We start from the raw sequence: 26,369 nt of genomic DNA, 5'->3' as shown, positions 1-26,369 counted from the left end.
TCGAACAGGGTAAATGGCTGCGGCAGGTCGTCACCGGCTACTTCAACGACCATGCGGTGCCGACCAACAGTCGGGCGCTCAGCGCCTTCCGCTTCTTCGTCATCGAACTCTGGAGACGCACGCTCCGGCGCCGCAGCCAGACCGATGGCATGAGGTGGGAGACGATCAGTCGCCTCGCCTGTGACTGCCTCCCCAGGCCCAACATCCGTCATCCTTGGCCGCGAGCACGCTTCGCCGTCACTCACCCGAGGTGGGAGCCGTATGCGGGAAAGCCGCACGTACGGATCTGTGCGGGGGGCGCTCAGCAATGAGCGTCCCTATCGCGACCGCTGCGCTCGCAATGACGATGTGGGAGCGGCCGCGCATCTAACTCCATTACCATCACCCCCGCGCAACCGCGAAGCGGTTGTCGCTGGAGGTGGCTGCTTCTTTAGCGGCCCTCGAAGGGCGACGGCCCGGCTGCATCGGGGGTTTGCATCCTTCGAGGTTCTCCATGCGGCGCGTTGCGCCCCATGGCTCGCACCTCAGAATGACGGGACTGGTACTGTTTGCGTCGCGAAAAGGCGCTATCCCGCTCCCGTCACGCAGTTCACCCACAGCACGACCGCCTTCGCATCCTGCGCCGGATTGGAAAACCGGTGCGGCCTCCGGCTTGCAAAGCGAAAGCTGTCCCCCATCTTCAGCGACCATGTCTCGCTGTCCACCGTCAGCATCATCTCGCCCTCGAGCACGAGGCCGGCTTCCTCGCCGTCGTGGGTGTAGAGCTCGTCTCCGGTGGAGCCGCCGGGCTCCAGGTGTACCAGGAACAAATTGAGCCGGTTGTCGGCGCCGGCCGGACTGAGCAATTGCTTGGAGACGCCCGTGCGCCAGAGTTTCAGCTCGGGCCGCTGCATGCCGCGCGTCACCACCTGATCGGATGTGCCGTCGCCGCTCGGGCTCGCGCCGAACAGCGCAGCGATGCCGACGCCGAGCACGTCGGCGAGCGTTGCCAGCACGCGGAGCGAGGGTGACGACAGGCCGCGCTCTATCTGGCTGAGGAAGCCGATCGAAAGCGAGGTGCGCTCTGCGACCGTTTCGAGCGAGAACCGCCTGACACGTCTGAGATCGCGGATGCGGCTGCCGACCGCGACGTCCATCGCGGGCTCGGCCGGCTTCGCGCTAGCCTTGGTCTTCGGCTTTCGCGCCGGCTTTGCGGCGGCCGGTTTGCGCATTCTCTTGCCACCGCTCACGTCAAACTGCTTCCTTCATGTGCATGAAAACCGCTTGCGTCAGCCGCCAAAGTGTGACCAAATTTTCATATTGGTGAAAATAGGCCGAAACGGCGTGGCCCGCAACGTCTGAGATCACGACACGCGCGAGTACCGCCACCGGCCGGACCCAAAGGGGGATGCGATGCCGTTGAAGCGTTTTGTTCAGGCCGCGGTCGCGGCGCTTGCGTTGTTCGCCATGGTGCCGGTTTCGGCGCAGCAGGTCCTGAAGGTCGGCTCGACGCCGACCGGCATTCCCTTCACCTTCCTCGATACCAAGACCAACACCATCCAGGGCATCATGGTCGATCTCATCACCGAGATCGGCAAGGATGCCGGTCTCAACGTGCAGATCGAGCCGATGCAGTTCTCGGCGCTGATCCCGTCGCTGACGTCGAGCAAGATCGACATCATTGCCGCCGCGATGTTCATCACGCCGCCGCGCAAAGAGGTCGTCGACTTCTCCGATCCGATCTACACCTACGGTGAAGGCCTGGTGGTGCCAAAGGGCGACACCAAGGCCTACGCCACGCAGGAAGATCTGAAAGGCGAGACCGTCGGCGCCCAGGTCGGCACCGCCTTCGTCGACGCGCTGAAGAAGTCCGGCCTGTTCGCCGACGTCAAGGCTTACGACACCATCCCCGACATCCTGCGCGACGTGAACACCGGCCGCCTCAAGGCCGGCTACGCCGACTACCCGATCGTCGCCTACAATCTGAAGCAAGGCGGCTTCCCCGAGGTGCGTCTGGTCGATGGCTACAAGCCGGTCACCGTCGGCTCGGTCGGCATCGGTGTGCGCAAGGGCGAGGCCGCGCTGCTCGGCAAGATCAACGCCTCGCTCGCCAAGCTCAAGGCCAACGGCACCATCGACAAGATCCTCGATAAATGGGGCCAGAAGGCGCAAGGCTAGTCGAAAGGGCTGATCGGTGAAGGCGGCCCGATGAAAGGCTTCTGGCACGACACCGTCGAGTTTTTCCCGATCCTGATGAACGGCGTCGCGCTGACGATCGTCGTCACCATCGGCTCGCTGCTGCTCTCGACAGTGCTGGGCCTGGTCTGGGCGATGATGCGGGTTTCCGGCATCAGGGTGCTGTCGACGATCAGCGCCAGCGTGATCAACGTCATCCGCGGCATTCCGATCATCGTGCTGCTGTTCTATCTCTATTTCGTGATGCCCGATCTCGGTGTCACGCTGTCGGCGTTGCAGGCCGCCATCCTCGGGCTCGGCATCGCGTACTCGGCCTACCAGGCGGAAAACTTCCGCGCGGGCATCGAGGCGATCGACAAGGGCCAGATCGAGGCGGCGCAGTCGATCGGCATGGGCTGGTGGCTCACCATGCGCCGCGTGGTGCTGCCGCAGGCGGTGCGTATCGTGCTGCCGCCCTATGGCAACGTCATGATCATGATGCTGAAGGATTCCTCGCAGGCCTCGACCATCACGGTGGCCGAGCTCGCGCTCCAGGGCAAGTTGATCGCGTCCTCGACCTTCAAGAACACCAACGTGTTCACGCTGGTGGCGCTGATGTATCTCACCATGAGCATCCCGCTGATCCTGCTGGTCCGCCACTTCGAAAAGCGGGCGGGCAAGAAATGATCGAGCTCACCGACGTCCACAAGAGCTTCGGCGCGAACGAAGTGCTCAAGGGCATCTCGGCCTCGGTGCAGAAGGGCGAGGTGGTCTGCATCGTCGGCCCGTCCGGCTCCGGGAAATCGACGATCCTGCGCTGCATCAACGGGCTAGAGAGCTATGACCGCGGCGCGATCAGCGTCGAGGGCTTGAAGGTCGACCGCGATGCGCCGTCGATCGTGTCGATCCGCACCCAGGTCTCGATGGTGTTCCAGCGCTTCAACCTGTTCCCGCATCGCACTGTCCTCGAAAACGTCGTCGAGGGTCCGCTTTATGTCAAGAAGGAGCCGCGCGGCGTTGCGCTCGAGCGTGGCCGGGCGCTGCTTGCGGAGGTGGGGCTTGCCGAGAAGGCCGACGCGCATCCGCCGCAGCTCTCTGGCGGCCAGCAGCAGCGCGTCGCGATCGCACGCGCGCTGGCGATGCAGCCCAAGGCGATCCTGTTCGACGAGCCGACTTCGGCACTCGATCCCGAGCTCGTCGGCGACGTTCTCGGCGTGATGCGCAAGCTCGCCGATGATGGCATGACCATGGTCGTCGTCACCCACGAGATGGGTTTTGCCCGCGATGTCGCCGACCGCGTGCTGTTTATCGACGGCGGCGTCATCGTCGAGCAGGGACAGGCCAAGGCCGTCCTCAATCAACCCCAGCATCCGCGGACGCAGGACTTTTTGCGCCGCGTGCTGCATCTGCTCTGAACGGTCCTTGCCATGAACGCGCCCGCCCGCCTGCCTCTGCCGCCGTCACTTTATGCCGCCACCGCCGTCGCGCCGGCCGCAACGCCGCCGCTCGATGCTGACAAGAACGTCTCCGTCGCGATCGTCGGCGGAGGCTTCACGGGCCTGTCCACCGCGCTGCATCTGGCCGAGCAGGGCGTCGAGGCCCTGGTGCTGGAGGCGCAGGAGCCGGGCTGGGGCGCATCCGGCAACAATGGCGGTCAGACCAATCCCGGCCTGAAGCACGATCCCGATCAGATCGAGGCCGACTTTGGCACCGATCTCGGCCGTCGCATCATCGATTTCGCCTACGGCACCACGAATTTCACTCACGAGCTGATCCGCCGCTACCAAATTCCCTGCGAGGCGCGGCAGAACGGCACGCTGCGCGCGGCCTATAACGAAGCGAGCGCGGCGGCGATCGACAAGACCACGCAGCAATGCATCCGCCGCGGCATGCCGGTGAAGCTGTTGAACCGCGACCAGTTGCGCGAGATGACCGGCACCGATCGCTATCTCTGCGCGATGTTCGACGCTCGCGGCGGCGATTTGCATCCTCTCAGTTACGCCCGCGGTCTTGCGCGCGCTGCGATCTCGGCAGGCGCGACCGTCCATGGCGAGACGCCGGCGCTGTCGCTTCGCCGCGACGGCAGCCGGTGGCGCATCGAGACGCCGGGTGCGGTCGTGCATGCGGAAAAGGTGCTGCTCGCCACCAACGGTTTTACCGACGATCTCTGGCCCGCGCTCCGCCGCACCATCGTTCCGGTGTTTTCCTCGATCGCCGCCACCGCGCCGCTCTCCGACGAGGTCGCCCGTTCGATCATGCCGACGCGCCCGGTTCTCTACGAGAGTGGTCACATCACGGTCTACTACCGCATCGATCAGCAGAACCGTCTCCTGATGGGCGGCCGCGGCCCGATGCGTTGGATCAGTGCGCCGTCCGACGTTGCCTATCTGATCCGCTACGCCGAGCGGCTATGGCCGCAGCTCAAAGGCGTTTCCTGGACCCACGGCTGGAATAGCCGGCTCGCCATCACCAGTGATCATTATCCGCACCTGCACGAGCCGGCCGAGAACATTTTGATCTCGCTCGGCTGCAACGGCCGCGGGGTTGCGCTCTCGACCGCGATGGGCGCCCAGCTCGCGCGCCGCCTGATCGGCGGTGCCAAGGCCGAGATCGACATGCCCGTCACCGGCATCAAGCCAATTCCGATGCACGCGTTCTGGCCGGTGGGCGTGACGACAGCGGTGTTCGCAGGTCGGGTCCGGGACCGGTTGGGTATCTAAACGCATTGCGCCGCCCTTGTCAGGGGCGGCGCTTTGTCGTTCCGATCCGAGATTTCAGCAGCGGCCCTGCTTCCACAGGCCGGGCGGGCAGCCCATGCCGCGCCAGCCGACTTTGCGCCCGTGGTACCATCCCGGCGGCGTGCCATGATAATGGCCCATCGCGTGGCCGTGACCATGCCCATGACCGCCGTGGCCACCTTTGGCAATAGCTGGGCCGGTAACCGCGAAGCCGGCCGCAATGATCAGCGACGCAGCGAGCGCAAGTTTCTTCATCATGTCCTCCACTGGGCGAGCGCACTTGTCCGTTCAATGAACGAACTGTGGACAGGTAAGTTCACTGCAAATGTGGAGAGAGCGTGACGCTCAGGCTTCCGCGACTGCATCAGCCCATGGCTGGAAGATCTCGACCGCGCCGGAGTTGACGTCGCCCTCGCGCATCACCACGCTCGGGCAGGCGAATTTCATCGGCAGCGCCTGCACCTGCGTCTCCTCATAGTCGAAGCGCGCCGCGAGTGCCTTGCGCGCGTCCGCGGGCAAGCGGCTATCCCCGATCACGACCGCGCCCTCGCTGGCGTCGATGCGCGGCTGGTGGATCGCGGTGTCGAGGTCCATGCCGAAATCCATCGCAAACGACGCCAGCTGCATCACCGCCGGCAGGATGCGGCGGCCGCCAGAGGCGCCGATCGCGAGGCGTCTGCCGTCCTTGGTTTCGGCAATCACGGGCGTGTAGTTGGTGAGACAGCGCTTGCCGGGGGCGAGCGAGTTGGTCGTGCCCGGCGTCGGGTCGAACCACATGATGCCGTTGTTCATGGGGATGCCAGTGTGCGGCGTCACATATTTCGAGCCGAAGGTCGAGAGCAGCGTCTGCGTCACCGCCGCCATGTTGCCGTGGCGGTCGACCATGGAGAAATGCGTGGTGCAGGCCGGCGCCAGATGTTCCGCGCCGAGCGAGCGCTTGCCGTCGGCGTCGCCCATGTCGCCCAGCCGCTGGCGATAGGCCGATTGCAGGGCAAGCGCGTATTCGGCATAGGTCGCCGCGTCCGGCGCGCCCGTGGGCTTCAGGTTCTGCTGCAACAGGCGTAGCGCATGCGCCAGCGTCGGGCCGGCCGTGAGCTCCGGCGTCGCAAACACCGTGCCGCCGCGATAGGGAATCGCCAGCGGCTCGCGCAGATGGGCGCGGAACGCGGCGAGATCCTCCACCGACAGCGACCCGCCGTCGGCGCTGATGTCGGATGCGATGCTTTTGGCGAGGTCGCCCTGGTAAAAATCACGCGGGCCGGCTGCGGCGAGATGCGCCAGCGTCGCTTTCAATTTCTCCTGCGGCAGCCGCGTCTCGGCCTTGATGCCCCACGGCGCGTTCGGAGGCAGGCCGTCCTTCAGGAAGATCTCTGCGCTGGCAGTATAGCGCCTGAGGTCGGCCGCGGTGCTGGCGATCATCAGCGTCGTCCACCAGTCGACCAGCAAGCCTTCGCCGGCGATTGTCGCTGCCGGTGTCAGTAAATCCTTCCACGGCAATTTGGCGTGGCGGCGATGCGCCTCCTCCATGCCGGCAACGACGCCGGGCACCGCGATCGAGCCGGGGCCGTGAATGTTGCGGTCGTCCTTCACCCGCGGCCAGGGAAACAGGTCGGAGGCCGCGCCTTTGCCGGCGAGCGGATAGTCGGCGACGCGCAGGCTCTGCGGCGCGCACATGCCGTAGTCGATCACCTCGTGGCGATTTTCCGTGGCGCGGTAGAGCACCATCGCACCGCCGCCGCCCATGCCGCTCATCCAGGGCTCGAGCGCGTTCAGCGCGAAAGTGGTCGCGACGATCGCGTCGACGCAATCGCCGCCGGCCGCCAGCACCTGCGCGCCGACCTCGGCCGCTCGCCGCGATTGCGCGGCGACGATACCGCTCTTGGCCTTGATTGCGGGTTTGCGGATGTATTGGGCGCGGCTGAACTGGTGGGGCATGATGTCTGTCGTGGCTTCGTTGCGTTGATGTCGGGCTCCGCGATCGGCGAAGCGCGCAGACAATGGCACATTGCGGCCAACGAGAACATCCAGAGGGAGAAGCGACATGGCTGGTGTGAAACAAGCGCGGGATGGCGCGGCTACAGAGCCGTCGAGACGGGCACTTTATCTTCGCGTCGTCATGGCCGGGCTTGTCCCGGCCATCCACGCGCTTTCGCGATTGCCGCGAGACGTGGATGCCCGTGACATCTGGCGCGAAGACGCGCTTCGCGCTTTTGCCCGGGCATGACAAGTTTGCGGGAGCAGTGCTAAAAAAGAGACGAAGCCGCAGCGCTCAGAGCGGGCGGTCCAGGCGGCTGGCCTGATGCTTGGCGCGCCATTTCGGGCCGGGGCCGCGCATGTAGTGAAGTTCGGGACGGTAGGGATTGCCTGCGGTCCGCACCAGCGCCTGCCATTTGGCGGCGACGAAGCTGAGGGGCTGGCGGAGCAGGCTCAATGAAGGGAGCGGCACGGCATCACCTTAATGTGGCTTGCCGAGCATGGCGGTGAAGGGGAGCTCGAAAATCTCTTCGCCATCATCGCCGTTGACATGGATCACCCAGTCGCGCCAGTCCTCGTTGCCCGGCGTCAGGATCATCGAGCGCATGATCTGGTCGGCGCGGTCGCGCGCCTCGGTCAGATTGGCGACAGCGGTGCCGTAGCGATCGACCAGCGTGCCTTCGGTGTTGGAGCAGTGGAAATACATCTGAACCATATACGCCTCCTGTAGAGAGCGGCTTGGACGGCAAACCGATACCATCCGAAACGACCGAAAGACATTCGGGCCAAGCCCGGTAAGGGAATCTACGGAGATTGGTCGGAACGAAGACCCTTGGAGGTTTAATCACAGCGGAGTGATGATCAACTGGACGGCGTCCTTGCAGCGTGGAACTCTGGACTTTCGACGGGAAAGTCCGGGGGACCGCCGTGAATCGCCTCATATTCTGTTGCGAGCGCCCAAGCCTGCGCGCTTGTGTCGCCGCCTTCATTGGAGCCTCGCTCTTTGGGATCCTGATCTGTCTCGCCTCGGTGGCGTCTTCGCAGCCGCTCCGCAAAAGCGGCTATGCGATCGGCACGGAAAGCTGCGGCAGCGGCGATCTCGGCTTTCCCAGGATCCCGATCGACATGAAGGCGGGGTTTTGCGCCGGTCTCGTCGCCAGCGAAGATGACCACCTCAAGTTTCCGCGTTCGATCATCCAGGTGCCCGGCCACGATCTGTTCGTGGTCGCCGACATGGGCGGCTGGGGCCACACCGACGGCCGGCTGCTGCTGCTCGATCCGCATGCCGCCGAGGGCAAGCGGTTCAAGGAGCTGCTGACTGCGATCGAGTATCCATTCGGCCTCGCGATCGGCCCGGACCGGAAGCTCTATGCCGCGACCGCGGAGACGATCTTCCGGTTCGATCCGCTTGCGGACAATCCGCGCGGCACGGTCGAGACCATCATCCGCCATCTGCCCGGCCGGCGGATCACGCTGCCCGATGGCACCAGGCTCGACGAGAGCGCGCATCCGCTCAAGCAATTCGTGTTCGACAGGAACGGGCGGCTGTTCGTCAATGTCGGATCGCACAGCGACGATTGCATCACGCCGGCGCCGATCACCCGCGCTTGCGCGGCGGCTGAAGGTGCCTCCGCGATGGCTGCGATCTGGCTGTTCACACCGCCTTCAGCCGGCGTCTTTGCGGCGTTGAAGCCGAACGATCCCGATCCGCCGCACGCGGTTTACGCGCGCGGCTTGCGCAATTCACTGGCGCTGGCGCTGCACCCGAATTTTCCCGATGCCGGCTACGCCTTCCTGCAAGGCGAGAACGGCCGCGACCTGCCTGATATCTTCAAGCCGAACGAAGAGCTCAACGTGATCGAGCAGGGCAGGCACTACGGCTGGCCCTATTGCTACGATCTGTCGACTTCGAGTCCCGAATTCAAACTCGTGCTGCAATCCGGGATCTACAAATCGCTCTGCACGGCCAATGCGCTGTACAAGGCGCCGTTCTCCCTGATGCCGCCGCACGGCGCGCCGCTGGCGATGCTGTATTATCACGGCGCCAAATTCCCGGAGCTGGAAGGCAAGCTCCTCGTTGGCCTCCACGGCTATCGTCCGACCGGCAGCCGCGTCCTCGTCTACGATGTCGACGATCACGGCTTTCCGAGGCCAAGCCCGGCGCCGGTGCGTTACCATGTCAGCTGCGCGGCCGATCCGACCCACAGTTTTCAGACCAATGCCGGCGAAGTCGCCGCCGCACCGTTCGAGGAGTTGATCGCCGGCTGGCACCGCGTCAACGGCGCGCGGCCGCTGGGCGCGCCGGTCGGCATGACGGTCGCGGAGGACGGCGCGATCTGGCTGGTCGAGGACAAGAACCAGACGGTGATCCGCATTGATCGCGCCGTGGGCGATGCCCCGGAGCCGCTGCCTTGCGACATGCGCAGCCAGGCGCTGATCGACGAGCTCGCGGCGTTCGTCGCAAGGGCCGCGCAGAACCGCATCCGGCTGACCACGCTGCGCAAGGGGCTGGTCGAAAAGCACTGCCTCGGCTGCCATTCCGATTTCGGCCTGAACGCCGGACAATCGGACGCCGAGAAGGACACCACCGTGCTGCGCTTCATGCTGTCGCAGGACGGCTGGATCTATCCGGGCGATCCCGCCTCCGGCAAGCTGCGCACGCGGCTGCGCGGCCTCGGCGCTGAGAAGCTGATGCCGCCCGGCGGCGCAAAATTGCCGAAGACCAAGCCCGGCTATGCCGGCCTGCTCGAGACAGCAGACCTGCTCGTTGCCAAAATGGTTCCGGGCATGCGGATGCGTATCAAGTCCGGCCCGCCGCAGCGAAAATTCTTCAGCAAGGCGAACAAGGAATGCGGCGAAATGCCGGCCGGCAAGGTCGTCGTCGTGACACAAAGGAGCGCTGTAGACAAACGTGGCTTCAGCCGCTTCTTCCGGCCGGCCGATCCCTATTTGAATGGCGAGTGCACCGACGACGATGGCTATTACATCCGGCAGGAATTTCTGGTGCCTGTGCAGTAGCGTCCTTCTCGTTCTTGCGGCGGCACCGGTCCGGGCCGAAACCAGGCTGTTCGAAAGCGTGCAGGTGACGCCGCCCGGCGAATACACCTTCGGCATCGAGGGGCCGGCCGTCGATGTCGAGGGCAACCTCTTCGTGGTCAACCTCGGTAAGCCCGGCACCATCGGCAGGCTGCCTCCGGGCGGCGCGGCTTCGCAGCAATTTTCGGCACTGCCCGAAGGCAGCGTCGGCAACGCCATCCGCTTCGATCGCAACGGCACCATGTTCATCGCCGACTACAAGAAGCACAACATCTTCGCGATCCCGAAGGGCGCCGCCGAGCCGGTCGTCTGGTTTCACTCCGACGAGATGAGCCAGCCCAACGACATCACGCTCGCCCGCGACGGCACGATCTATGCGAGTGATCCGAACTGGAAGGGCCGGGAAGGCCACATCTGGCGCATTGCCAAGGCCGCTGACGGATCGGTGCAGGGGCAGGTCATGGCGGCGCCGCGCGCGATGGGCACCACCAATGGCATTGATCTCAGCCCGGACGGCAAGACGCTCTACGTCGGCGAATCCAGCAGCGGCCAGATCTGGTCCTACGCGCTCAGCGGCAATGCGCTCATTGATGCAAAGCTGGTCAAGGCATTTCAACCCGATACCGTCGATGGTATCCGCACCGACGTCGCCGGCCGCCTCTACGTCGCGCGCATTCTCAAGGGCACGATCGCGCTGATGAAGAACAATGGTGCGGTCGAGCGCGAGATCGCGCTGAAGGGCAAGGAGCCGACCAACCTCGCCTTCGGCGGCAGCGACGGCAAGACTGTCTTCGTTACGCAGCGCCAGGGCGGCTTCATCGAGTCGTTCCGGACCGATCAGCCGGGCCGCGAGCACTGCCTTCAGCGCGAACGCTGCTGAACGCAAAGGACTCGAACTTGGTCTGCTTCCAGCGCGGAGCGGCGTGGCAGCAGCGGCACTCTTCTTGCTTGCATCTGGCCGCCGCGGGGATCAAGACATCCGTGGCACGTCAAAGAGCATGCGACCACGGAGTGTTGAGTGAAAGCCGTCCATACCGAACTGCACCGCAGCCACGATCCGCAATTCTTCCTGGTGCGCGGTGTCGTCAAGCGCACCACCGAGCAGCCCGAGCGCGCCGACCGGCTGCTCCAGGGGCTCAAGGACGGCAAGCATCAGCTGGTCGAGCCGACCAGGTTCGGGCAGGGGCCCCGCGCGCGCATTCACAGCCCGGAATATCTGTCGTTCCTGAGCGAAGCCTGGGACGCCTGGACCGCGCTCGGCGATTCCGGTCCCGAGATGATCGGCAACATTCATCCCGTGCGCCATGCCGCGACCTATCCCACCCACATCGTTGGCAAGCTCGGCTGGCACACCGCCGACACCGCGGCGCCGATCGGCCCGGGCACCTGGGCAGCGGCTTGCGCGGCGACCGACGTCGCCGTCACCGCGGCGCAGATGGTGATGGACGGGGAGGATGCGACCTACGCGCTCTGCCGTCCGCCCGGCCATCATGCCTATCGCGACATGGCCGGTGGCTTCTGCTTTCTCAACAACAGCGCGATCGCCGCTGCTCATCTGCGGACCAGGCATGAGCGCGTCGTGATCCTCGACGTCGACGTCCATCACGGCAACGGCACGCAAGGAATTTTCTACGCGCGATCTGACGTCTACACGGTATCAATCCACGCCGATCCCGTCGCGTATTATCCTTACGTGTGGGGCTATGCCCATGAGCGCGGCGAGGGGCCGGGCCTCGGCACCAATCTCAATATTCCCCTGGCCATCGGCACCGGCGACGACGGCTATATCCAGGCGATGGAGGTCGCGCGCAAGGCGATCGAGTCCTTTGCGCCCGGCGCGCTCGTCATCGCGCTCGGCCTCGATGCCTCCGAGCACGATCCGCTGAAGGGCCTCGCCGTCACCACGCCGGGCTTCCGCCGCATCGGCCAGGCGATTGCCCGGATGGGCTTGCCGACCGTGTTTGTGCAGGAGGGCGGCTATCTCTCGGATATTCTCGGTGCCAATTTAACCTCGGTGCTGGCGGGATTTGAGGAAGCGCGCTGATCTTCGCCTCTTCCCGCGTGCGGCAGGGCAATCGCATATGGGTGCACGATGGCGACATCGGCAGTGGGCTCCCTCTCCCGCTTGCGGGGGAGGGTTGGGGTGGGGGTGTCTCGGCGTCGGGATTGTCGAGATTGGGAAGGATATCCCGCCGTGGCGAGAGCCCTCACCCGCCGCGCTCTACGAGCGCGTCGGCCTCTCCCGCAAGCGGGAGAGGCGGAGCAAGCCCGTGGACAATGCTCGTGAAATCCATATGCGATAGCCCTGCCGCAAGCGGGGAGAGGGGAGACGACCTTCAAAACATCCCGCTCGCCGCGAGCGCCTTGCAGACGTGCTGCATCTCGGCCTCGTCGGCGACCATGTCCAGCATGATCGTGCTCAGGCCCTTCGCCGCGAAATCCTTGAGCCTCGCGCCGATCTCGGCGTAGCTGCCGACGAGGTAGGGGCAGTCCGCCTGGAAGGTCAGGAACGGCAACAGCCAGTAGCCGTTGTCCTGAAGCTCGCCGCCCTGACCGTCATAGAGATGCCGCTTCCAAACGGAGTCGGTGTTCTCCATCGTGAGCGTCAGCAGCTCGCGATCGTCAGGATTGTCGCGGAAGCGGCTCTTCGCCGCCTGCCGTGCAGCGTCGCGGCTCTCGCGGGCAAAGATGCCGAAATTCATTCCGGGCGCATTGAGGCCGCGATCGAGATCGGGCGGCAGCATCTGCATCTTGATGCAGCCGGTTTCCTTCGCCACGCGCTGCGCCGGCTCCGACTGGCCCGCGATCAGGAACTCCGGCATCAGCTCGGCCGGCAGGCGCGGCCGCAGCTGCAGGCTGCTTGCGCGATAGAACCGGCCGTCGAAATCGACCGGCCGCTGGCTCGACAGCAGCTGGCGCATCAGCGCGACGAATTCACCGAGGCGGACATAGCGTTCGGCATGCGACTGGTCGTCGCCCAGTCCCTGCAAGTCACTGACCGCGGTCCCCGTGATCATGTTGAGATAGATCTTGCGGCCGTAGAGCTGCGCGAAAGACGAGACGAACTTCGCCGCCGTGAACGGATGCATGTAGACGGGGTTGACAGCGATCAGCGGCGAGCTCCGCGTCGTCCCTGCCATGATGTGCTGGGCCATCGCCCAGGGCTCGACGAACACGTCGTTGCCTTCGAACAGCAGGATGCCTTCAAAACCGTTGCGGTCGGCAAATTGCGCGACCTGCATCAATTCGCCGACGTATTTTTTGGGGTCGCGGTTGCGCGAAATCGCGGGAAAGACGCGAAGCCGCGGGGGCATCATTCAGCCGCTTGCTGGAGAGGCCAGGCACGACGGCTGATGGGAAGGCCGCCGGCCGCACGCGAGCCGTCCGCGATCGCAAGGCGATGCGAGGGCGACGGCGAGCATAACTGGAAGCGCCAGCCCCGGGGATCGTCAGCGATATCGGGTTTGAAGCTGATCCCGATCGCCTCCTGCGATACCTGCATCGCGAACGCGTCGAGCGGAAGGTTGAGCCCAAAGCCCCGGGCCTTCAAATAGGCCTCCTTGAGCGTCCAGTAGTCGAAGAATCGCTCGATCGCGGCCGGCTCCGGCAGTTCGCGCAGGGTTTCGATCTCCTCCGGCGCAAAGAACCGAAGCGCGGTGGACAGCGGGGCCACCCGCCGCGACACGGTTTCGACGTCGACGCCGACCGCCTCGTGCCTGGATACGACGCAGGCGACGCAGCCGTCGGCGTGGGACAGGCTGAAATGCAGTGCGGTCGAGGTCGCAGGCGCTGCGACAAAGGGCCGCCCGTAGCGGCCGGTTGCGAACGACCAGTCGGCGGGTGCGACGTCCGGCGTAGCCTGCGAGAGCGCGAGGCGCAGCAAGGCGTGTGCGAAGATATATTGCCGCCGATGCCGCTCGAACATGAAAAGTTCGGCCCGCACCCGTTCCTCGATCGAGAGCAAGCGCCGGCACGCATCGACCACGCCGGGCGTGTCGATGCTCTCGATCAGTCCGACAAACAGTTCAATTCCGTCGTCTGCCATCAATAAGGCCCATGACGTCAGTCCGAGGCGCCACCCCCGGCTCTGACGAAAGAAATCAACTGAGCAAGAATCAACTGCGCGGACCAATTCTAGCGGTCCACCCGAGGCAGATTCGTGTCAATTGCTGGACGGTTTACGGACGCAAGCTTGTGCGAGCCCCCCAGCTCGACAGGCGTGCGGCCGTTCTCCGAAGATTCGTGCGGCGTCCCGGCCGACTAGTCTTACTTTTTCTTCTTGGCCTTCTTCTTCCCGCCGAGCATGGCCATGCTGGCATCGACGTCCTTCAGCGCAGACTGAAGCTTCTTCTTCTCGGCGGCGAGCAGCTTCTGGAGGGCCTTGCGGTCCTTGTCGCTCAACGAGGTGCCCTTGGTAAATTTGATGAAACCCATAACAAACTCCCCCGGTTGAAAATAATCGTCCAAATCAAAACGCGAGAATAATCTTGCGCGGCGAACGCCAAATAATCAAGATGCAACTTGTTCATTCACAGCTCTGGCGAGTGAACCAGTATTCGCCCGGTGCGAATTCAGGCTGCTCCAGCCGCCCTGCGATCGAGCAATCGCCCGAGCAACGTATTGGGCTGGGCGACCGCTGCCGCCAGCAGCGTGACGAGGTCCTCCATCCATTCGCCGACCAGCCGGCCGTCGAGCAGCTCGTGCTTGTAGTTGCACGAACCGGTAATTCCGGACGGGCGCTCCTTGAGCATCAGCGACAACCAGGTCTGGTCGATCGGCAGCACCGGCTGGCCCTCGCGCGCGAGATTTCCGATGGACCGCAGGGCGATGTCGGGCAGGTCGAGCGGCCGGCGCAGCGGATTTTGCAGCGTGAAATAGACCTGGAGCAGCGAAGCAGGATCGATCCCTTCTTGCTCCAGATGGTCGGCCAGGACGTTGAACGGCAGCTCTTGCCGCGCATGCGCCTCGAGCACGCTCTGGCGCACTCTGGCCAAGGCCTGCGCGAACGATAGGTCCTGCGTGATTTGGGTGCGGACGATCACCGTATTCTCGAACGGGCCGACGATGCGGTCGGTGTCCGGCTGGCTGCGATTGGCCATGGCGGTGGCGACTGAAATGTCAGTGCGACCGGTTCGCGCCAGCAGCAGTGTCTTCAGACCGGTGAGAAGGCACATGAATAGCGTGCCATTGTGCCGGCCGGCGAATGCCGTCAGCCGCGCGATCAGCTCGCGCTCAAGGCTGACCGGGTGATGCCCGGTGGACGCGCTTGCGCTTGATTCGCCGTCGAAGACGGGGGGCGCGCCGCGCAGGGTCTCCGTCCATTCGGCCGCCTGCCGGCGAGCCGCCTCCGTGCCGCACCACCAGCGCTGCCAGCGCGCGACGTTTGAAAACGCCAGCGGCAGCTTTGGCAGCGGCACCGATGGATATCCGGCCAGCGCAGCATAGCGGTTGGACAATTCCTCGAACATCACGCCGATCGACCAGCCGTCGGCTATCGCGTGGTGCAGCGTTAGCAGCAGCACGTGGTAGTCATCGTGGAGCCGCAACAGCCGGGCGCGCAACAGCGGCGCGCGCGTGGTGTCGATCGGGGTGTAGGTCTCCCGCTCGGTCAGGAGCTTGATTTTCCTGAGTTCGAGGGCCCTGCGCCGCTTGTTGTTGTGGGGGTGACCGTCGCCGATGGTCTCGACGGTCAGCACCCGGCGGAGCGTGCCCGGTGCGGCGATACGGGTGGCAGGCTCCTCGCCGTCCCAGCCGAAACTGGTTCGCAGCGATTCGTGGCGGCGCACGACATCATCGATCGCCTGCGCCAGGGCAGCCTCGTCGAGCGGCCCCTCAAGATGGAAAGCGAAAGGCAGGTTGAACAGCGGGAGGCCTGCCAGGTTCTGCTCGATTCGCAGCATCTGATCCTGCGCGATCGAGAGCGTGGGCGGACCGCCTTCGGCCAGCCGGGCGGCACTTGCCTGTGACGTGTGCGGCTTCGCCGCGACGGCCTCATCGACCCGCCGGGCAAGCTGTTCGATCGTCGGTGCCTCGAAAATGGTCTTGATCGGTAGCGATACGCCGAGTGCGCGAGCGACGCGCGCCATCACCTGACCCGCCAGCAGAGAATGGCCGCCGAGATCGAAGAAATTGTCGGTGACGCCGAGATTGTCGACCTTCAGCAGGTCGATCCAGATGTCGGACAGGACCTTTTCAGTGAAGCGGCGTGCCGGCACGGCGGCATCTGCCGCATAGGTTTCCTGTTGTGCGGGCGCCAGCAACGCCGACCGGTCGATCTTGCCATGGGCATTGAGCGGCATCTGCTCCAGGAACAGGAATGCGGACGGGATCGCATGGCCTGGCAGCCGGCTCTTGAGGAAATCGCGCAGCTCGCTGGCGTTGATCTGGCCACCTGCCTTGGGGACGATATGGGCGATCAGCCTGACATCGCCGCTCGTCTCGCGGCGCGGCTCGACGATTCCGGCGCGCACGGCAGGATGGCCGGCAAGCGCGTTCTCGATCTCCTTGAGCTCGATGCGGTAGCCGCGAACCTTGACCTGGTGGTCGGCGCGGCCGAGGCACTCGATCGTCCCGTCGGCGCGGCGGCGGGCGAGATCACCGGTCCGATACAGCCGGCGACCTGCCTGGCGCGCGAACGGATCGGGCAGGAAGCGCTGCCGGCTTTGCGCGGGATCGTTGATATAGCCGCGGCCGACGCCGGCGCCGGCGATGCAGAGCTCGCCGACCACACCGACCGGCAGCGGCTCCAGGTTCGCATCGAGCACGTAGAGCTGGGTGTTAGGGAGCGCCGCGCCGACCGGGACATTGGCGGTCGCCGCCGCCGGCGGCTTGGTCAGCCGATGCAGGGAGACGTCGTCGGAACATTCCGATGCGCCATAGGCGTTGATCAGCGGCACTTTTGGAAAGCGGACGAACCAGGCGCGGCAGAGGTCGACGGGCAGTGGCTCGCCGGTCGAGATCAGGAGGCGCAGCCCCGCAAAGGCGCGCTGGATGGCCGCCTCGTCGATGCGTTCGAGGATCACACGCAGCAGCGAAGGGACGATTTCGAGCACCGTGATACCCTCGCGTTCAATCTCCGCCGCGAGCAGGATGGGGTCCTGGACGATTGCGTTGCCACAGACATGGACGCGCGCGCCGACCATCGGGCCGGCGAGGAACTGCCAGACCGAGATCACGAAACTCTGCGGCGCGGTCTGCGCGATCACGTCCCTGGCCGAGAGGCGGAGCTCGGAAATGAGCGAGGCCAGATGGTTCGACAGGCCGCGCTGCTCGATCATGACGCCCTTCGGCGCGCCGGACGAGCCAGAGGTATAGATCAGATAGGCAAGGCTCGAGGCCGCGCGCCGTTCAGCATGCGCCGGTTTGGTCGATCCGAGCGCGATGGCGTCTTCGAGCTCGGCCACCGGGATACGTGTGAGCAGAGGCTCGAGCAGCGCGTCGACCATGGCGGACTGCGCGCGTCCGGTCAGTAGCATGCGGGCGCAGCTCGAGCCGAGGATGGTCGCGAGTCGCGCCGGCAGCTGGGCCGGATCGAGATTCAGAAAGGCCGCGCCCACCCGCTGGATCGCGATCATTGCGGCAAGCAGGTCGGGTCCGCGATCCGCAAGCAAGGCGACCACCGTCTCGGCGCCGACGCCCTCGCGCGCAAGCCAGCGCGCGATCGCCTGACTGCGACGGGCCAGTTCGCGATAGCTCAGGCAGGCGCGTCCGTCCGACACCGCCACGGCGTTCGGCGTCCGCTTGGCCTGGCGGTCGAAGCGTTCGCTTAAGTTGCCGCGCATGGTGAAATTGGCGCGAACGCCATGGCCCACAGTCAGCAAGTGCCGGCGTTCGGCCGCCGTCAGGAGTGGCAGGCGCGAGATGCGCTGCTCCGGATTGGCGATGACGGCCTTCAGCAGCGTCTTGAACTGAGCGGCCATGTCCTCGATCGTCGCAGCGTCGAACAAATCGGCGGCGTACTCGAAGAAGCCGGTGAAACGGCCGTCGGGCTCGACCAGCTCGAGCGTGATGTCGAAGCGTGCGACCTTTGGGTCGATTTCCAGCCGACGCGCCGACAGGCCGGGGAAGCGCGCGGCCTCGATCGACGCGTTCTGGAGGATGAACATGATCCGGAACAGCGGATTGCCGTCGCTCCGGCGCGCGACCTGCAACGCGCGCAGCACCTCCTCGATCGGGAGATCCTGGTTGCGGTAGGCATCGAGCGTGACCTGGCGGACCCGCCGCAACAACTCGCCGAAGGTCGGGTCGCCACCAAAATCGTTGCGCAGGATCAGCGTGTTGGCGAACAGCCCGATCAGGGGCTCGCTCTCGATCTGGTTGCGGTTCGCGATCAGCGAGCCCGTCGCCACGTCCTCATGTCCGGTGTGCCGGAACAGGAGGCACTGGAACACCGCGAGCAGCGTCATGAACGGCGTGACGCCCTGATCCTGGCTCAGCGATCTCAGATCGGTTGAGAGGGCCTTCGTAAATTCGAGATAATGACGGGCGCCGCGGCCGCTCCAGACCTCCGGCCTTGTGCGGTCGGTCCGCAGCGGCAGTGTCGTCATTCCGTTGAGTTGTGTCCGCCAGTAATCGAGCTGCTCCTTGGCCGCCGGCGTCTGCGCCCAGCCCTGCTGCCACAAGGCAAAGTCGCGGTACTGGAAGGACGGTGCTGGCAGTGCCGCCGCTCCGTGCTTGCGCGCGAGGGCATAATGGGCGGCAAGCTCCTCCCAGAACAGCCGTTGCGACCAGCCGTCGGTGACGAGGTGATGAACGTTGACCACCAGCGCATGGCTGTTCCTATCAAGCGAGAGCAGCGAGACCTTCAGAGGCGGCTCTCGCGCCAGATCGAACGGGTATTGCGCAAGCTCGAGCGCCTTGCGCCGGATCACCGCTGCCCGCTTGTCCGCTGGGCAAGGCTTGAGCTTGATCCGCTCGAATCGCGCTGCGGATCGAAGCACCCGCTGCACCGGCTCGCCGTGGCGTTCGACGAAGACCGAGCGCAGCACGTCGTGACGTTCGCAGAGTGCTGCGAGGCTCGCTTCAAGCGCGGCGGCGTCGACATGGCCCCTGAGCATGGCGACTTCGACGACATTATAATTGTAGCGCGTCGGATCGAGCCGCGAGAGCACATACATCCGCTGCTGCTGGAATGACAGCGGCGAGTCTGCTTCTGCGGCCTGACGCCAAGCTGGCAACATCGCTTCACGATGGGCCGCGGCAGTCTCGATCCGGGCTGCGAGCGCGGCCACCGTAGCGCAATCGAAAATGTCCTCGAACGAGAAGTCGACGTTGTAGCGCTCGCGCAGGCGCGAGCGCATTTGCGTCACCGCGAGCGAGTCTGCGCCGAGCGCAAAGACGTCTTGCTCGACGCCAACCTGCGACAACTCCAGCAGACTGGCCCAGATGTCCGCGAGCTGGGTCTCCAGCGCGCTACGCGGCAAGTGTGCCTCGTCGTCGTCCCTGGGCGTCGCGATCAGCTCGGCCAGCGCGTTGCGCTTGACCTTGCCGCTCGCGCCCTTGGGCAGCGCGGCCACGCTGCGGATCAGGCTCGGCACCTTGTAGGCCGCGAGCCGCTTTCGCGCGAACTGCCGCAACTGGTCCGAGCTCGCCTCCGAATTCGGCCGCAGCACCACGACGGCCGCGACGTTCTCGCCGAGCTTGTGGTGCGGGATGGCGAACACGCCGGCCTCCAGCACCGCCGGATGGCTGAGCAGGACCTCTTCCACCTCCAGGGGCGAGATCTTCTGCCCGCCGCGGTTGATGACGTCCTTGATGCGACCGACGATGAAGAGATAGCCGTCGGTATCGAGGTAGCCGAGATCGCCGGTCCGGAACCAGCCGTCGCGGAAGGCGATCTCTGTTGCCGCATCGTCATTATAGTAGCCGCGGCTCATGTTCGGCCCGCGCAGCGCGATTTCGCCATGCTGGCCAGCCGCAAGCGCGCGGCCTGCTTCGTCCATGATCGCAATCTCGGGGCCTGCGGGCCGGCCGACCGATCCGACCTTGCGCAGTTCGAACGGATTGGCTGCGATCTGCGAGGCCGCTTCCGTCATGCCGTAGGTCTCGAGCACGGGAACGCCGAACGTCGCCTCCAGCCCTTCGAGGATCGCGGGCGCCAGCGAGGACGAGGCCGAGCGGATCACGCGCAGCGACGATGACCGGACGCGGTCCGGGTCGGCTTCCGCCGCCGTCAGCAGCACGCGATGAATGGTCGGCACCGCCGTGTACCAGGTCGGCTGCAACTCCCGCATCCAGCCGAAGAAGGACGCCGCGTCAAAACCATTGGTGCAGATCACGCTCGAGCCCGCGGCGAGCGCGGTCACAAGGCCGGAGATCAGACCATGGGCGTGGAATAGCGGCAGCACGTTGAGCAGGCGATCGCGGGACGTGAGCGACAGCACGCGGCCGGCATTGGTGGCGGACAGGCAAACGTTGCGATGCGTCAGTGGCACCATTTTCGGCCGCGCGGCCGTGCCCGACGTTAGGAGGATGAACGCGTCGTCGTCGCCGCCCGAGACGCCGCTGGCATTCGCGGGTCCGATCGTTGGGCCAAGGAATTTGCAGCCGCCGAGATCGTTGTTCGGACCCGGCACGAAATCGATCACCGCAAGATCAAGCATCTTGGCGACGTCGCGGCTCGCTGAATTCATACCGGCCCGGGTGACCAGCGCGCTCAGCTTCAATTCGCTGAAATAGCGTTGCTGCTCGTCCGCGGTCAGGTCGGGATTGACGGGAACGCAGGCGCAGGCCGACGCGACCGCGATCAGCGCCATCGCACTGTCGGCCCCGCGTGGCAGCGCAACGGCGATGCGGTCCGCAGGACCGATCCCGAGTCCGCGCAGCGTGCGGACCAGATGCGCGCTCCTGCCACTGAGCTCGCCGTAGTTGAGCGGCGGCCGGCTAGGCGCGAGGAGGGCGGGCGCCGCTGGCGACTTTTGTGCGTAGAAATCGAGAAGGCCGCAGATATGGGCAAAGATCCCCGTTTCGGCGGTCGCGTTTGCCGATCCATCCTGCGACGCGGCTATGAGTTCCGACAAGTCCATTCCCTTTTGATCTGATTGAGCTATTCTTCCAAGAACGTAGGGAACGCGTCCAGTCCGAGGTGAAGTTTGGGCCCCAAAATCTGTGGTTGAGGGGCCTCAGAGCCCTTCGACGGAGTGATGGTCGGGCAGAAATCACCATGCTGGAGACAGAGCCGGGGACGGAAGGCGGGTTGAAGCGCTGGCTCGAAGGCATTGGTCTTGGCCAGTACAACGACCTGTTCGTGCAGCACCGCCTCGATCTCGACGTCGTGGCAGACCTGACCGAAGCCGATCTCGCCGAACTTGGACTGCCGCTTGGCGATCGCAAGCGGCTGCAGCGGGCGACGGCGGCGCTGTTTCAGGCCGAGACGGCGGAAGAGCCGCTTCCGCCGGCCCGTCCGCAAGCCCGGACGGAGGTCGGCGCCGAGCGGCGCCAGCTCACCACCATGTTCTGCGACATGGTGGATTCCACCTCGCTCTCGGTGCAGTTCGATCCGGAAGACGTGCGCGACATGATCGCGAGCTTCCGCGAAACCTGCGTCGGCGTGGTGAAGCATTATGAAGGCTTTGCCGCCCGTTTCGTCGGCGACGGCATTTTGGTCTATTTCGGCTATCCGACCGCGCATGAGGACGATGCCGAGCGCGCGGTGCGCGCCGGGCTCGAGATCGTCCGGGTGCTGTCGACCGCGCGCGCGGTCGAGCCGCGCGGCGCGCTCAGCCACGCGCCCGCCGTCCGCATCGGGATCGCGACCGGTCTCGTCGTGGTCGGCGATCTCGTGGGGCAGGGCACCGAGGAGCGCGACTCCGCAGTGGGCGAGACCGTCAACCTGGCCGCGCGCCTGCAAGGCCTGGCGCCGCCCAACGGGGTCGTGATCTCGTCTTCGACGCAATCGCTGCTGAGGGGCAAGTTCGACTACCGCAATCTCGGCGTCCACGCGCTGAAGGGCATCTCGGAAAAGGCGCAGGCTTGGCACGTGGTGCGCGCCTCGCGGGTGGAGACCCGCTTCGCCGCCGCGGCGGGCACGCGGCTGACACCGCTCGTCAACCGCGAAGAGGAGATCGCCCTGCTGATGGGGCGCTGGCAGCAGGTCAGGGACGGCAACGGCCAGGTCGTGGTCAAGTTCGGCGAGCCCGGCATCGGCAAGTCGCGCATCATCCAGGAAATCTTCGAGCGGATCGCGGGTGATCGGCACGGCCAGGTCTCGTTCCAGTGCTCGCCCTACTACACCTCCACGGCATTCTATCCGTTCGCCGAGCAGCTCAAATTCTCCCTCGGCCTCGACCGTGAGGATATGTCCGCGGTGGCGCTGACCAGCCTGGAGACCGCAGTCGCCGCCGCCCATGGCGACATCGAGCAGGTCACGCCGCTGTTTGCCGCACTGTTGTCGATCCCGACCGGAGATCGCTATCCGCCGCTCGACATGTCGCCGCAGCAGCAGAAGGATGCGACGGTCTCGGCACTTGTCAATCATTTCCTCGGCCTCGCGCGCGAGATGCCGCTGGTGATCGCTTTCGAGGACCTGCACTGGATCGATCCGACCTCCCGCGAGGTCATCGATCTCCTCGTCGACAGGGTGCAGAACCGGCCGATCCTCGTCATCATCACCGCGCGCTCCGAGTTTCAGCCGAGCTGGAACGCACATTCTCACATCACCACGCTGGTGCTGAACCGCCTGAGCCGGCAGTTGCGCACGACGATGGTCGAGCGCGTCGCAGGCAGGGAGCTTCCCAAGGAGGTCGTCGAGGAGATCATCGTCAAGACCGACGGCGTGCCGCTGTTCCTGGAGGAATTGACCAAGACCGTTCTGGAATCCAACCTCCTGACCGAGCGGCACGGGCGCTACGTGCTGTCGGGTCCGTGGCGGCAGCTCGCGATCCCCGCGACGCTGACGGACTCGCTGATGGCGCGGCTGGACCGGATGGGCCCGTTCAAGCGGATCGCTCAGATCGGCGCCACCATCGGCCGCGAGTTCTCCTACGAGACGCTGCACGCGGTTGCCAACACACCGCCGGAGCAGATCGAGGCGGCGCTCAATCATCTGGAGCAGGCGGGACTGATCATGCGCCGCGGCCATCCGCCGGACGCGCTTTATTCCTTCAAGCACGTGATGATCCAGAATGCCGCGCATGCCAGCCTGCTGCACAGCGAGCGGCGCAAGCTGCATTCCCGGATTGCCCAGGTGCTCGCCGAGATGTATCCGGAGAAGACCGAGCGCGAGCCGGAAATGCTCGCCCACCATCTGACCGAGTCGGGCCAGAGCGAGGGCGCCGCCAGCTTTTGGCTCAAGGCCGGCAAGCAGGCGGCCAAGAGCGGCGCCAATCTGGAAGCGATAGGCCATCTGCGGCGCGGCTTGGGCGTGGTGCAGGCCAATGCGCGCATGCAGGGCGCCGACGAGATGGAGCTCGAGCTGCGCATCGCGCTCGGCAACGCGCTGATCGCCGCCAAGGGCTATGCCGTGCAGGAGGTCGAGGAGAACTACATCCGCGCGCTTGAGCTCGGGCAGCAGCTCGACGACGAGGAGAAGGCCTTCGCCGCTACGCGCGGACTCTGGGTGTGTCATTTCATCCGCGCCGACCTGACGCGCGCGCACGATCTCAGCGTCGAGTTGTTGAAGTTCGCCAAGCGCGAGCGGCTGAACGAGCGTGCGCAGCCGGCGCAGCAGACCGGCTATCTGATCGAAGCGCACCGCGCCATCGCGATGACCATGCTTTATCGCGGCCGCTTTGCCGCCTCGCAGCATCATTTGCACCGCTGCATCAACCTCTACAGCCCAGATCTGCACTCCGACCTGATGGAGCGGCACGGCACCGATCCCGGCGTCGTCTCGCTGTCCTATCTCGGCTACCTCCTGTGGTTTCTCGGCCGGCCCGATGCGGCGCGTCAGCACAGCGAGCAGGCGATCGCGAACGCCGAGAAGATCCGCCATCCCTTCACGCTCGCTTTCGCGCTGGTGTTCGGCGCCTATCTTTGCCAGCATTTGCGCGATGTCGAGGGCACGCGCGACCACGCCAACCGCGCCATGATCATCGCCACCGAGCACAATTTCCTGCACTGGAAGCAGCAGGCGGCCATCCTGCGCGGCTGGGCGCTGGCCCAGCTCGGCGAAGCCGACGAGGGCCTCAGCCAGATGCGCTTCGGCCTCGACGAATACGAGGCGATGGATTCCTGGCTGGCCGGCTGCTGGTTCCGCTGTCTGCTTGCGGAGGCCTATGCCAAGGTCGGGATGCGCGATGCCGCCTTGCGCGCGCTCGACGGCGCGCTGGCAACCGCGAGGCGGACCGGCGATCATTCCTACCTTGCTGAGGTCTATCGCCTGCAAGGCGAGATCACTTTGTCGGACGGCGATCCGGCCTCGATGCAGGAGGCGGAAGACCTGTTCAGTCTCTCGCTGGAGACCGCCCGCAAGCAGGGCGCGCTGTCCTGGGAGCTGCGAACCGCCGTCAGCCTTGCGCGGCTATCGCGCGACACCGGCAAGCACCAGCATGCGAGCCTCCTGCTCGTGCCGATCGTCGCCAAGTTCAGCGAGGGCTTCTACACGCCGGACCTCAAGCAGGCGATGCAGCTGATCAACGAGATCGGCGCCGCCGCGCCCGTTCGTCAACGGCCCGATCCGGTGAGATGAGCGATCTTGTTGCCGCACGTGCGCGTTATGTCGAGCTGGTCGCGAAACGCGAACGGATATCCTCGCCGCGCCTGCTCGAAGCGCTCGCCGCCGTCCCGCGTGAGGATTTTCTGGCAAGGGGGCCTTGGCGCATCAAGAGCGAGGCGGCGCGCAGCTATCGGCTGACGCTCGACGCCGATCCCGTTCATCTCTACGACAATGTGCTGGTCGCAATCGATGCGCGCCGCAAGCTCGATACGGGATTGCCGAGCCTGTGGGCGCATTTCATCTGCGTGCTCGACATCCGCGAAAAGGACCGCGTGGTCCAGATCGGCTGCGGGCTTGGGTATTTCTCGGCAGTGCTGTCGAAGATGGTCGGCCCGAAAGGACTGGTGCTCGCGATCGAATGTGACGAGCGGCTTGCGGCCCGTGCTGCGAGTTACCTTCGTCCCTATCGAAACGTCGAGGTGGTGCATGGCGACGGATGCGCAGCGATCGAGCCGCCGGCAGACGTGATCATCGTGCATGCCGGCTTCTCGCATCCGCATCCATGCTGGCTGCAGTCGCTCCGGCCGCGCGGCCGTCTTCTGGTGCCGCTGACGCAGCGGGACCGCCAAGGCGCCGTCATCAAGATCACGCGCAAGGCCAAGGGCTTCGAGGCCGAGGCAGTGCAGCAGATCCGGATCTTTCCCGGTCAGGGCCGCGGCACGACTGCGCTCGACGACCGTGTCGCCGACTGGTGGCAGCGGGCGTCAGCCCTGGCACCACTGCGCTTCCGCGGCATCGAGCAGGGGTTGCCGGCGGATGGCTAATGCTCCGTTTCATTTTACCTTGATTGCGAATGCAAGTTTCCAACGCTTCTCGGTCGGGCTATGACTGCGGCCTAATGGCCATTTGAGCGCGCTTATGCATTCCGTTGCACTGCTGACCGCTAGCTATGCCAAGGATATCGAGCGCTTTTCGCTGCTCAGCGAGAGCATCGACACCTGGCTGACGGGATACACGCGGCATTATGTTCTCGTTAACGATGAGGACGTGCCGCTGTTCGAGCGGTTCCGCTCCGACAAGCGCGTCATCGTTCCGGCCTCGTGCTATTTGCCAAAATGGCTCTGGGCCTTGCCGCCGGCTCTCCAGTTCAGCAATCGGCGCATCTGGCTGTCCCTTCTGTCGTCGCCGGTCCATGGCTGGCATATCCAGCAGATCCTGAAAATCGCGGGTGTCCTCAATGCGCCCGAGCAGCGTGTCTGCATCCTGGACTCGGACAATCTGTTCTTCCGCGAATTCGACGTCGGCCAATATGCCGGGGCCGAGAAGACGCCGCTGTTCTTCACGCCGTGCGCCATCAGCGCCGACGCGCCGCTGCACGGCCTCTGGCTGCGCACGGTCGACCAATTGCTCGGCATCAACGACCGCGCTTTTCCAGCGGACGACTATGTCGGCAACGCGCTGGTCTGGGACAAGGACACTGCGCGTGCGATGACCGACACGATCAAGTCCGCGACGGGCGTGAACTGGGTTCTGGCGCTGTGCCGGAAGAAGAAGTTTTCGGAGTATCTGCTCTACGGCCACTTCGTCGCCAATTCGCCGAACCATCTGGCGGCCCATCGGGTGACGGAAGACAGCATCGCCGTCTCCCACTGGGAGGACACCCGCCTCGACCGCGCGGCGATCGAGACGTTGATGCGCGCCGCCTCGCCCGAGCAGGTCGCGCTCTGCATCCAGTCCTATTCGTCGACCTCAATCGACGACATTCGGGACGTGTTCCGCCTGAACTCACGCGACCGGCGCAGTCCGAGCCTGTCGCCCGAGCATTTGGGCGATGCGATCGAATTCGAGGCGCCGAAGACGCGCTAACATCTAAC

General features: G+C 65.2%; 19 protein-coding genes and 1 pseudogene. 11 read left to right on the top strand and 9 right to left on the bottom strand.

Annotation, left to right across the window (positions count from 1 at the left end; genetic code table 11):
- Window positions 1-311, top strand: a pseudogene (locus IVA82_RS08970) (hypothetical protein); the annotation flags it as partial.
- Window positions 312-566: 255 nt separating this feature from the next.
- Here IVA82_RS08970 and IVA82_RS08965 read toward each other — a convergent pair.
- Window positions 567-1,211 carry an XRE family transcriptional regulator gene (locus IVA82_RS08965; RefSeq protein WP_247384245.1) on the bottom strand — a complete coding sequence of 215 codons (645 nt, stop codon included), beginning with the start codon at window positions 1,209-1,211 and terminating at the stop codon, window positions 567-569.
- Between the two features lie 181 nt (window positions 1,212-1,392).
- Between IVA82_RS08965 and IVA82_RS08960 the strand changes: the two genes are divergently transcribed.
- Genes IVA82_RS08960 through IVA82_RS08945 form a run of 4 tightly spaced genes read left to right on the top strand, consistent with a single transcriptional unit; the run spans window position 1,393 to window position 4,874 of the window.
- A complete protein-coding gene (locus tag IVA82_RS08960; RefSeq protein ID WP_247384244.1) occupies window positions 1,393-2,157 on the top strand; it encodes an ABC transporter substrate-binding protein in 765 nt (254 codons plus the stop codon).
- Between the two features lie 30 nt (window positions 2,158-2,187).
- Complete coding sequence (locus IVA82_RS08955) at window positions 2,188-2,841, top strand: amino acid ABC transporter permease (RefSeq protein ID WP_247384243.1); 654 nt, start codon at window positions 2,188-2,190, stop codon at window positions 2,839-2,841.
- Window positions 2,838-3,569 (top strand): amino acid ABC transporter ATP-binding protein, encoded by a 732-nt coding sequence (locus tag IVA82_RS08950; protein WP_247384242.1) that lies wholly within the window; start codon window positions 2,838-2,840, stop codon window positions 3,567-3,569. The genes IVA82_RS08955 and IVA82_RS08950 overlap by 4 nt, the downstream gene beginning before the upstream one ends.
- A 12-nt stretch (window positions 3,570-3,581) precedes the next feature.
- The gene (locus IVA82_RS08945; protein WP_247384241.1) at window positions 3,582-4,874 is read left to right on the top strand and encodes an FAD-binding oxidoreductase; all 1,293 of its coding nucleotides are present in this window, start codon (window positions 3,582-3,584) and stop codon (window positions 4,872-4,874) included.
- A 54-nt stretch (window positions 4,875-4,928) separates the two neighbouring features.
- Here IVA82_RS08945 and IVA82_RS08940 read toward each other — a convergent pair whose 3' ends face one another.
- The 4 genes from IVA82_RS08940 to IVA82_RS08925 form a co-directional block, all read right to left on the bottom strand.
- On the bottom strand, window positions 4,929-5,147 hold the full coding sequence (locus IVA82_RS08940) for a hypothetical protein (protein ID WP_247384240.1): 219 nt from the start codon (window positions 5,145-5,147) through the stop codon (window positions 4,929-4,931).
- A 90-nt stretch (window positions 5,148-5,237) separates the two neighbouring features.
- Window positions 5,238-6,827 carry a gamma-glutamyltransferase gene (locus IVA82_RS08935; RefSeq protein WP_247384239.1) on the bottom strand — a complete coding sequence of 530 codons (1,590 nt, stop codon included), beginning with the start codon at window positions 6,825-6,827 and terminating at the stop codon, window positions 5,238-5,240.
- Window positions 6,828-7,161: 334 nt separating this feature from the next.
- Window positions 7,162-7,338 carry a hypothetical protein gene (locus tag IVA82_RS08930; protein ID WP_247384238.1) on the bottom strand — a complete coding sequence of 59 codons (177 nt, stop codon included), beginning with the start codon at window positions 7,336-7,338 and terminating at the stop codon, window positions 7,162-7,164.
- 9 nt (window positions 7,339-7,347) lie between these two features.
- Window positions 7,348-7,581: a hypothetical protein gene (locus tag IVA82_RS08925; RefSeq protein WP_247384237.1), complete on the bottom strand. Its 234-nt coding sequence runs from the start codon at window positions 7,579-7,581 to the stop codon at window positions 7,348-7,350.
- A 212-nt stretch (window positions 7,582-7,793) separates the two neighbouring features.
- On the opposite strand from IVA82_RS08925, the gene IVA82_RS08920 reads away from it, so the two are divergent.
- The 3 genes from IVA82_RS08920 to IVA82_RS08910 all read left to right on the top strand — a co-directional run bounded on the left by IVA82_RS08920 (window position 7,794) and on the right by IVA82_RS08910 (window position 11,946).
- Window positions 7,794-9,884: a PQQ-dependent sugar dehydrogenase gene (locus tag IVA82_RS08920; protein ID WP_247384236.1), complete on the top strand. Its 2,091-nt coding sequence runs from the start codon at window positions 7,794-7,796 to the stop codon at window positions 9,882-9,884.
- Window positions 9,841-10,782 (top strand): SMP-30/gluconolactonase/LRE family protein, encoded by a 942-nt coding sequence (locus tag IVA82_RS08915; protein WP_247384235.1) that lies wholly within the window; start codon window positions 9,841-9,843, stop codon window positions 10,780-10,782. Before IVA82_RS08920 ends, IVA82_RS08915 begins: the two co-directional genes overlap by 44 nt.
- A gap of 138 nt (window positions 10,783-10,920) precedes the next feature.
- Window positions 10,921-11,946, top strand: coding sequence for a histone deacetylase family protein (locus IVA82_RS08910; RefSeq protein WP_247384233.1), 1,026 nt, complete (start codon window positions 10,921-10,923; stop codon window positions 11,944-11,946).
- Window positions 11,947-12,238: 292 nt separating this feature from the next.
- Here the strand turns inward: IVA82_RS08910 and IVA82_RS08905 are convergent, their stop codons facing one another.
- The 4 genes from IVA82_RS08905 to IVA82_RS08890 all read right to left on the bottom strand — a co-directional run bounded on the left by IVA82_RS08905 (window position 12,239) and on the right by IVA82_RS08890 (window position 20,926).
- Window positions 12,239-13,219, bottom strand: coding sequence for an LLM class flavin-dependent oxidoreductase (locus IVA82_RS08905; RefSeq protein WP_247384231.1), 981 nt, complete (start codon window positions 13,217-13,219; stop codon window positions 12,239-12,241).
- The gene (locus IVA82_RS08900; protein ID WP_247384228.1) at window positions 13,216-13,947 is read right to left on the bottom strand and encodes a 4'-phosphopantetheinyl transferase superfamily protein; all 732 of its coding nucleotides are present in this window, start codon (window positions 13,945-13,947) and stop codon (window positions 13,216-13,218) included. The genes IVA82_RS08905 and IVA82_RS08900 overlap by 4 nt, the downstream gene beginning before the upstream one ends.
- Before the next feature lie 221 nt (window positions 13,948-14,168).
- Window positions 14,169-14,336 (bottom strand): hypothetical protein, encoded by a 168-nt coding sequence (locus IVA82_RS08895; protein WP_187435872.1) that lies wholly within the window; start codon window positions 14,334-14,336, stop codon window positions 14,169-14,171.
- Between the two features lie 137 nt (window positions 14,337-14,473).
- The gene (locus tag IVA82_RS08890) at window positions 14,474-20,926 is read right to left on the bottom strand and encodes a non-ribosomal peptide synthetase (protein ID WP_247384227.1); all 6,453 of its coding nucleotides are present in this window, start codon (window positions 20,924-20,926) and stop codon (window positions 14,474-14,476) included.
- Between the two features lie 137 nt (window positions 20,927-21,063).
- Here IVA82_RS08890 and IVA82_RS08885 point away from each other — a divergent pair, with 137 nt between their 5' ends.
- The 3 genes from IVA82_RS08885 to IVA82_RS08875 all read left to right on the top strand — a co-directional run bounded on the left by IVA82_RS08885 (window position 21,064) and on the right by IVA82_RS08875 (window position 26,361).
- Complete coding sequence (locus tag IVA82_RS08885; RefSeq protein ID WP_247384225.1) at window positions 21,064-24,528, top strand: AAA family ATPase; 3,465 nt, start codon at window positions 21,064-21,066, stop codon at window positions 24,526-24,528.
- Window positions 24,525-25,319 (top strand): rRNA adenine N-6-methyltransferase family protein, encoded by a 795-nt coding sequence (locus IVA82_RS08880; protein ID WP_247384223.1) that lies wholly within the window; start codon window positions 24,525-24,527, stop codon window positions 25,317-25,319. Before IVA82_RS08885 ends, IVA82_RS08880 begins: the two co-directional genes overlap by 4 nt.
- Before the next feature lie 94 nt (window positions 25,320-25,413).
- The gene (locus tag IVA82_RS08875; RefSeq protein ID WP_247384221.1) at window positions 25,414-26,361 is read left to right on the top strand and encodes a DUF6492 family protein; all 948 of its coding nucleotides are present in this window, start codon (window positions 25,414-25,416) and stop codon (window positions 26,359-26,361) included.
- Window positions 26,362-26,369: the final 8 nt, after the last annotated feature.

Origin of the sequence: Bradyrhizobium sp. 142 (assembly GCF_023074015.1) — a bacterium.
In the GTDB taxonomy this organism is placed as follows: Bacteria; Pseudomonadota; Alphaproteobacteria; order Rhizobiales; family Xanthobacteraceae; genus Bradyrhizobium.
The sequence above is the reverse complement of the archived record's forward strand: the minus strand, read 5'-3'. Positions and strand labels throughout refer to the sequence as shown.

What these genes read in the sequence shown, in the direction of transcription:
- IVA82_RS08965 (WP_247384245.1), bottom strand. Translation starts at nt 1,211, where the DNA reads ATGCGCAAACCGGCCGCCGCAAAGCCGGCGCGAAAGCCGAAGACCAAG.
- IVA82_RS08905 (WP_247384231.1), bottom strand. Translation starts at nt 13,219, where the DNA reads ATGATGCCCCCGCGGCTTCGCGTCTTTCCCGCGATTTCGCGCAACCGC.
- IVA82_RS08875 (WP_247384221.1), top strand. Translation starts at nt 25,414, where the DNA reads ATGCATTCCGTTGCACTGCTGACCGCTAGCTATGCCAAGGATATCGAG.
- IVA82_RS08950 (WP_247384242.1), top strand. Translation starts at nt 2,838, where the DNA reads ATGATCGAGCTCACCGACGTCCACAAGAGCTTCGGCGCGAACGAAGTG.
- IVA82_RS08955 (WP_247384243.1), top strand. Translation starts at nt 2,188, where the DNA reads ATGAAAGGCTTCTGGCACGACACCGTCGAGTTTTTCCCGATCCTGATG.
- IVA82_RS08945 (WP_247384241.1), top strand. Translation starts at nt 3,582, where the DNA reads ATGAACGCGCCCGCCCGCCTGCCTCTGCCGCCGTCACTTTATGCCGCC.
- IVA82_RS08940 (WP_247384240.1), bottom strand. Translation starts at nt 5,147, where the DNA reads ATGAAGAAACTTGCGCTCGCTGCGTCGCTGATCATTGCGGCCGGCTTC.
- IVA82_RS08890 (WP_247384227.1), bottom strand. Translation starts at nt 20,926, where the DNA reads ATGGACTTGTCGGAACTCATAGCCGCGTCGCAGGATGGATCGGCAAAC.
- IVA82_RS08895 (WP_187435872.1), bottom strand. Translation starts at nt 14,336, where the DNA reads ATGGGTTTCATCAAATTTACCAAGGGCACCTCGTTGAGCGACAAGGAC.
- IVA82_RS08885 (WP_247384225.1), top strand. Translation starts at nt 21,064, where the DNA reads ATGCTGGAGACAGAGCCGGGGACGGAAGGCGGGTTGAAGCGCTGGCTC.
- IVA82_RS08925 (WP_247384237.1), bottom strand. Translation starts at nt 7,581, where the DNA reads ATGGTTCAGATGTATTTCCACTGCTCCAACACCGAAGGCACGCTGGTC.
- IVA82_RS08935 (WP_247384239.1), bottom strand. Translation starts at nt 6,827, where the DNA reads ATGCCCCACCAGTTCAGCCGCGCCCAATACATCCGCAAACCCGCAATC.
- IVA82_RS08960 (WP_247384244.1), top strand. Translation starts at nt 1,393, where the DNA reads ATGCCGTTGAAGCGTTTTGTTCAGGCCGCGGTCGCGGCGCTTGCGTTG.
- IVA82_RS08915 (WP_247384235.1), top strand. Translation starts at nt 9,841, where the DNA reads ATGGCTATTACATCCGGCAGGAATTTCTGGTGCCTGTGCAGTAGCGTC.
- IVA82_RS08880 (WP_247384223.1), top strand. Translation starts at nt 24,525, where the DNA reads ATGAGCGATCTTGTTGCCGCACGTGCGCGTTATGTCGAGCTGGTCGCG.
- IVA82_RS08900 (WP_247384228.1), bottom strand. Translation starts at nt 13,947, where the DNA reads ATGGCAGACGACGGAATTGAACTGTTTGTCGGACTGATCGAGAGCATC.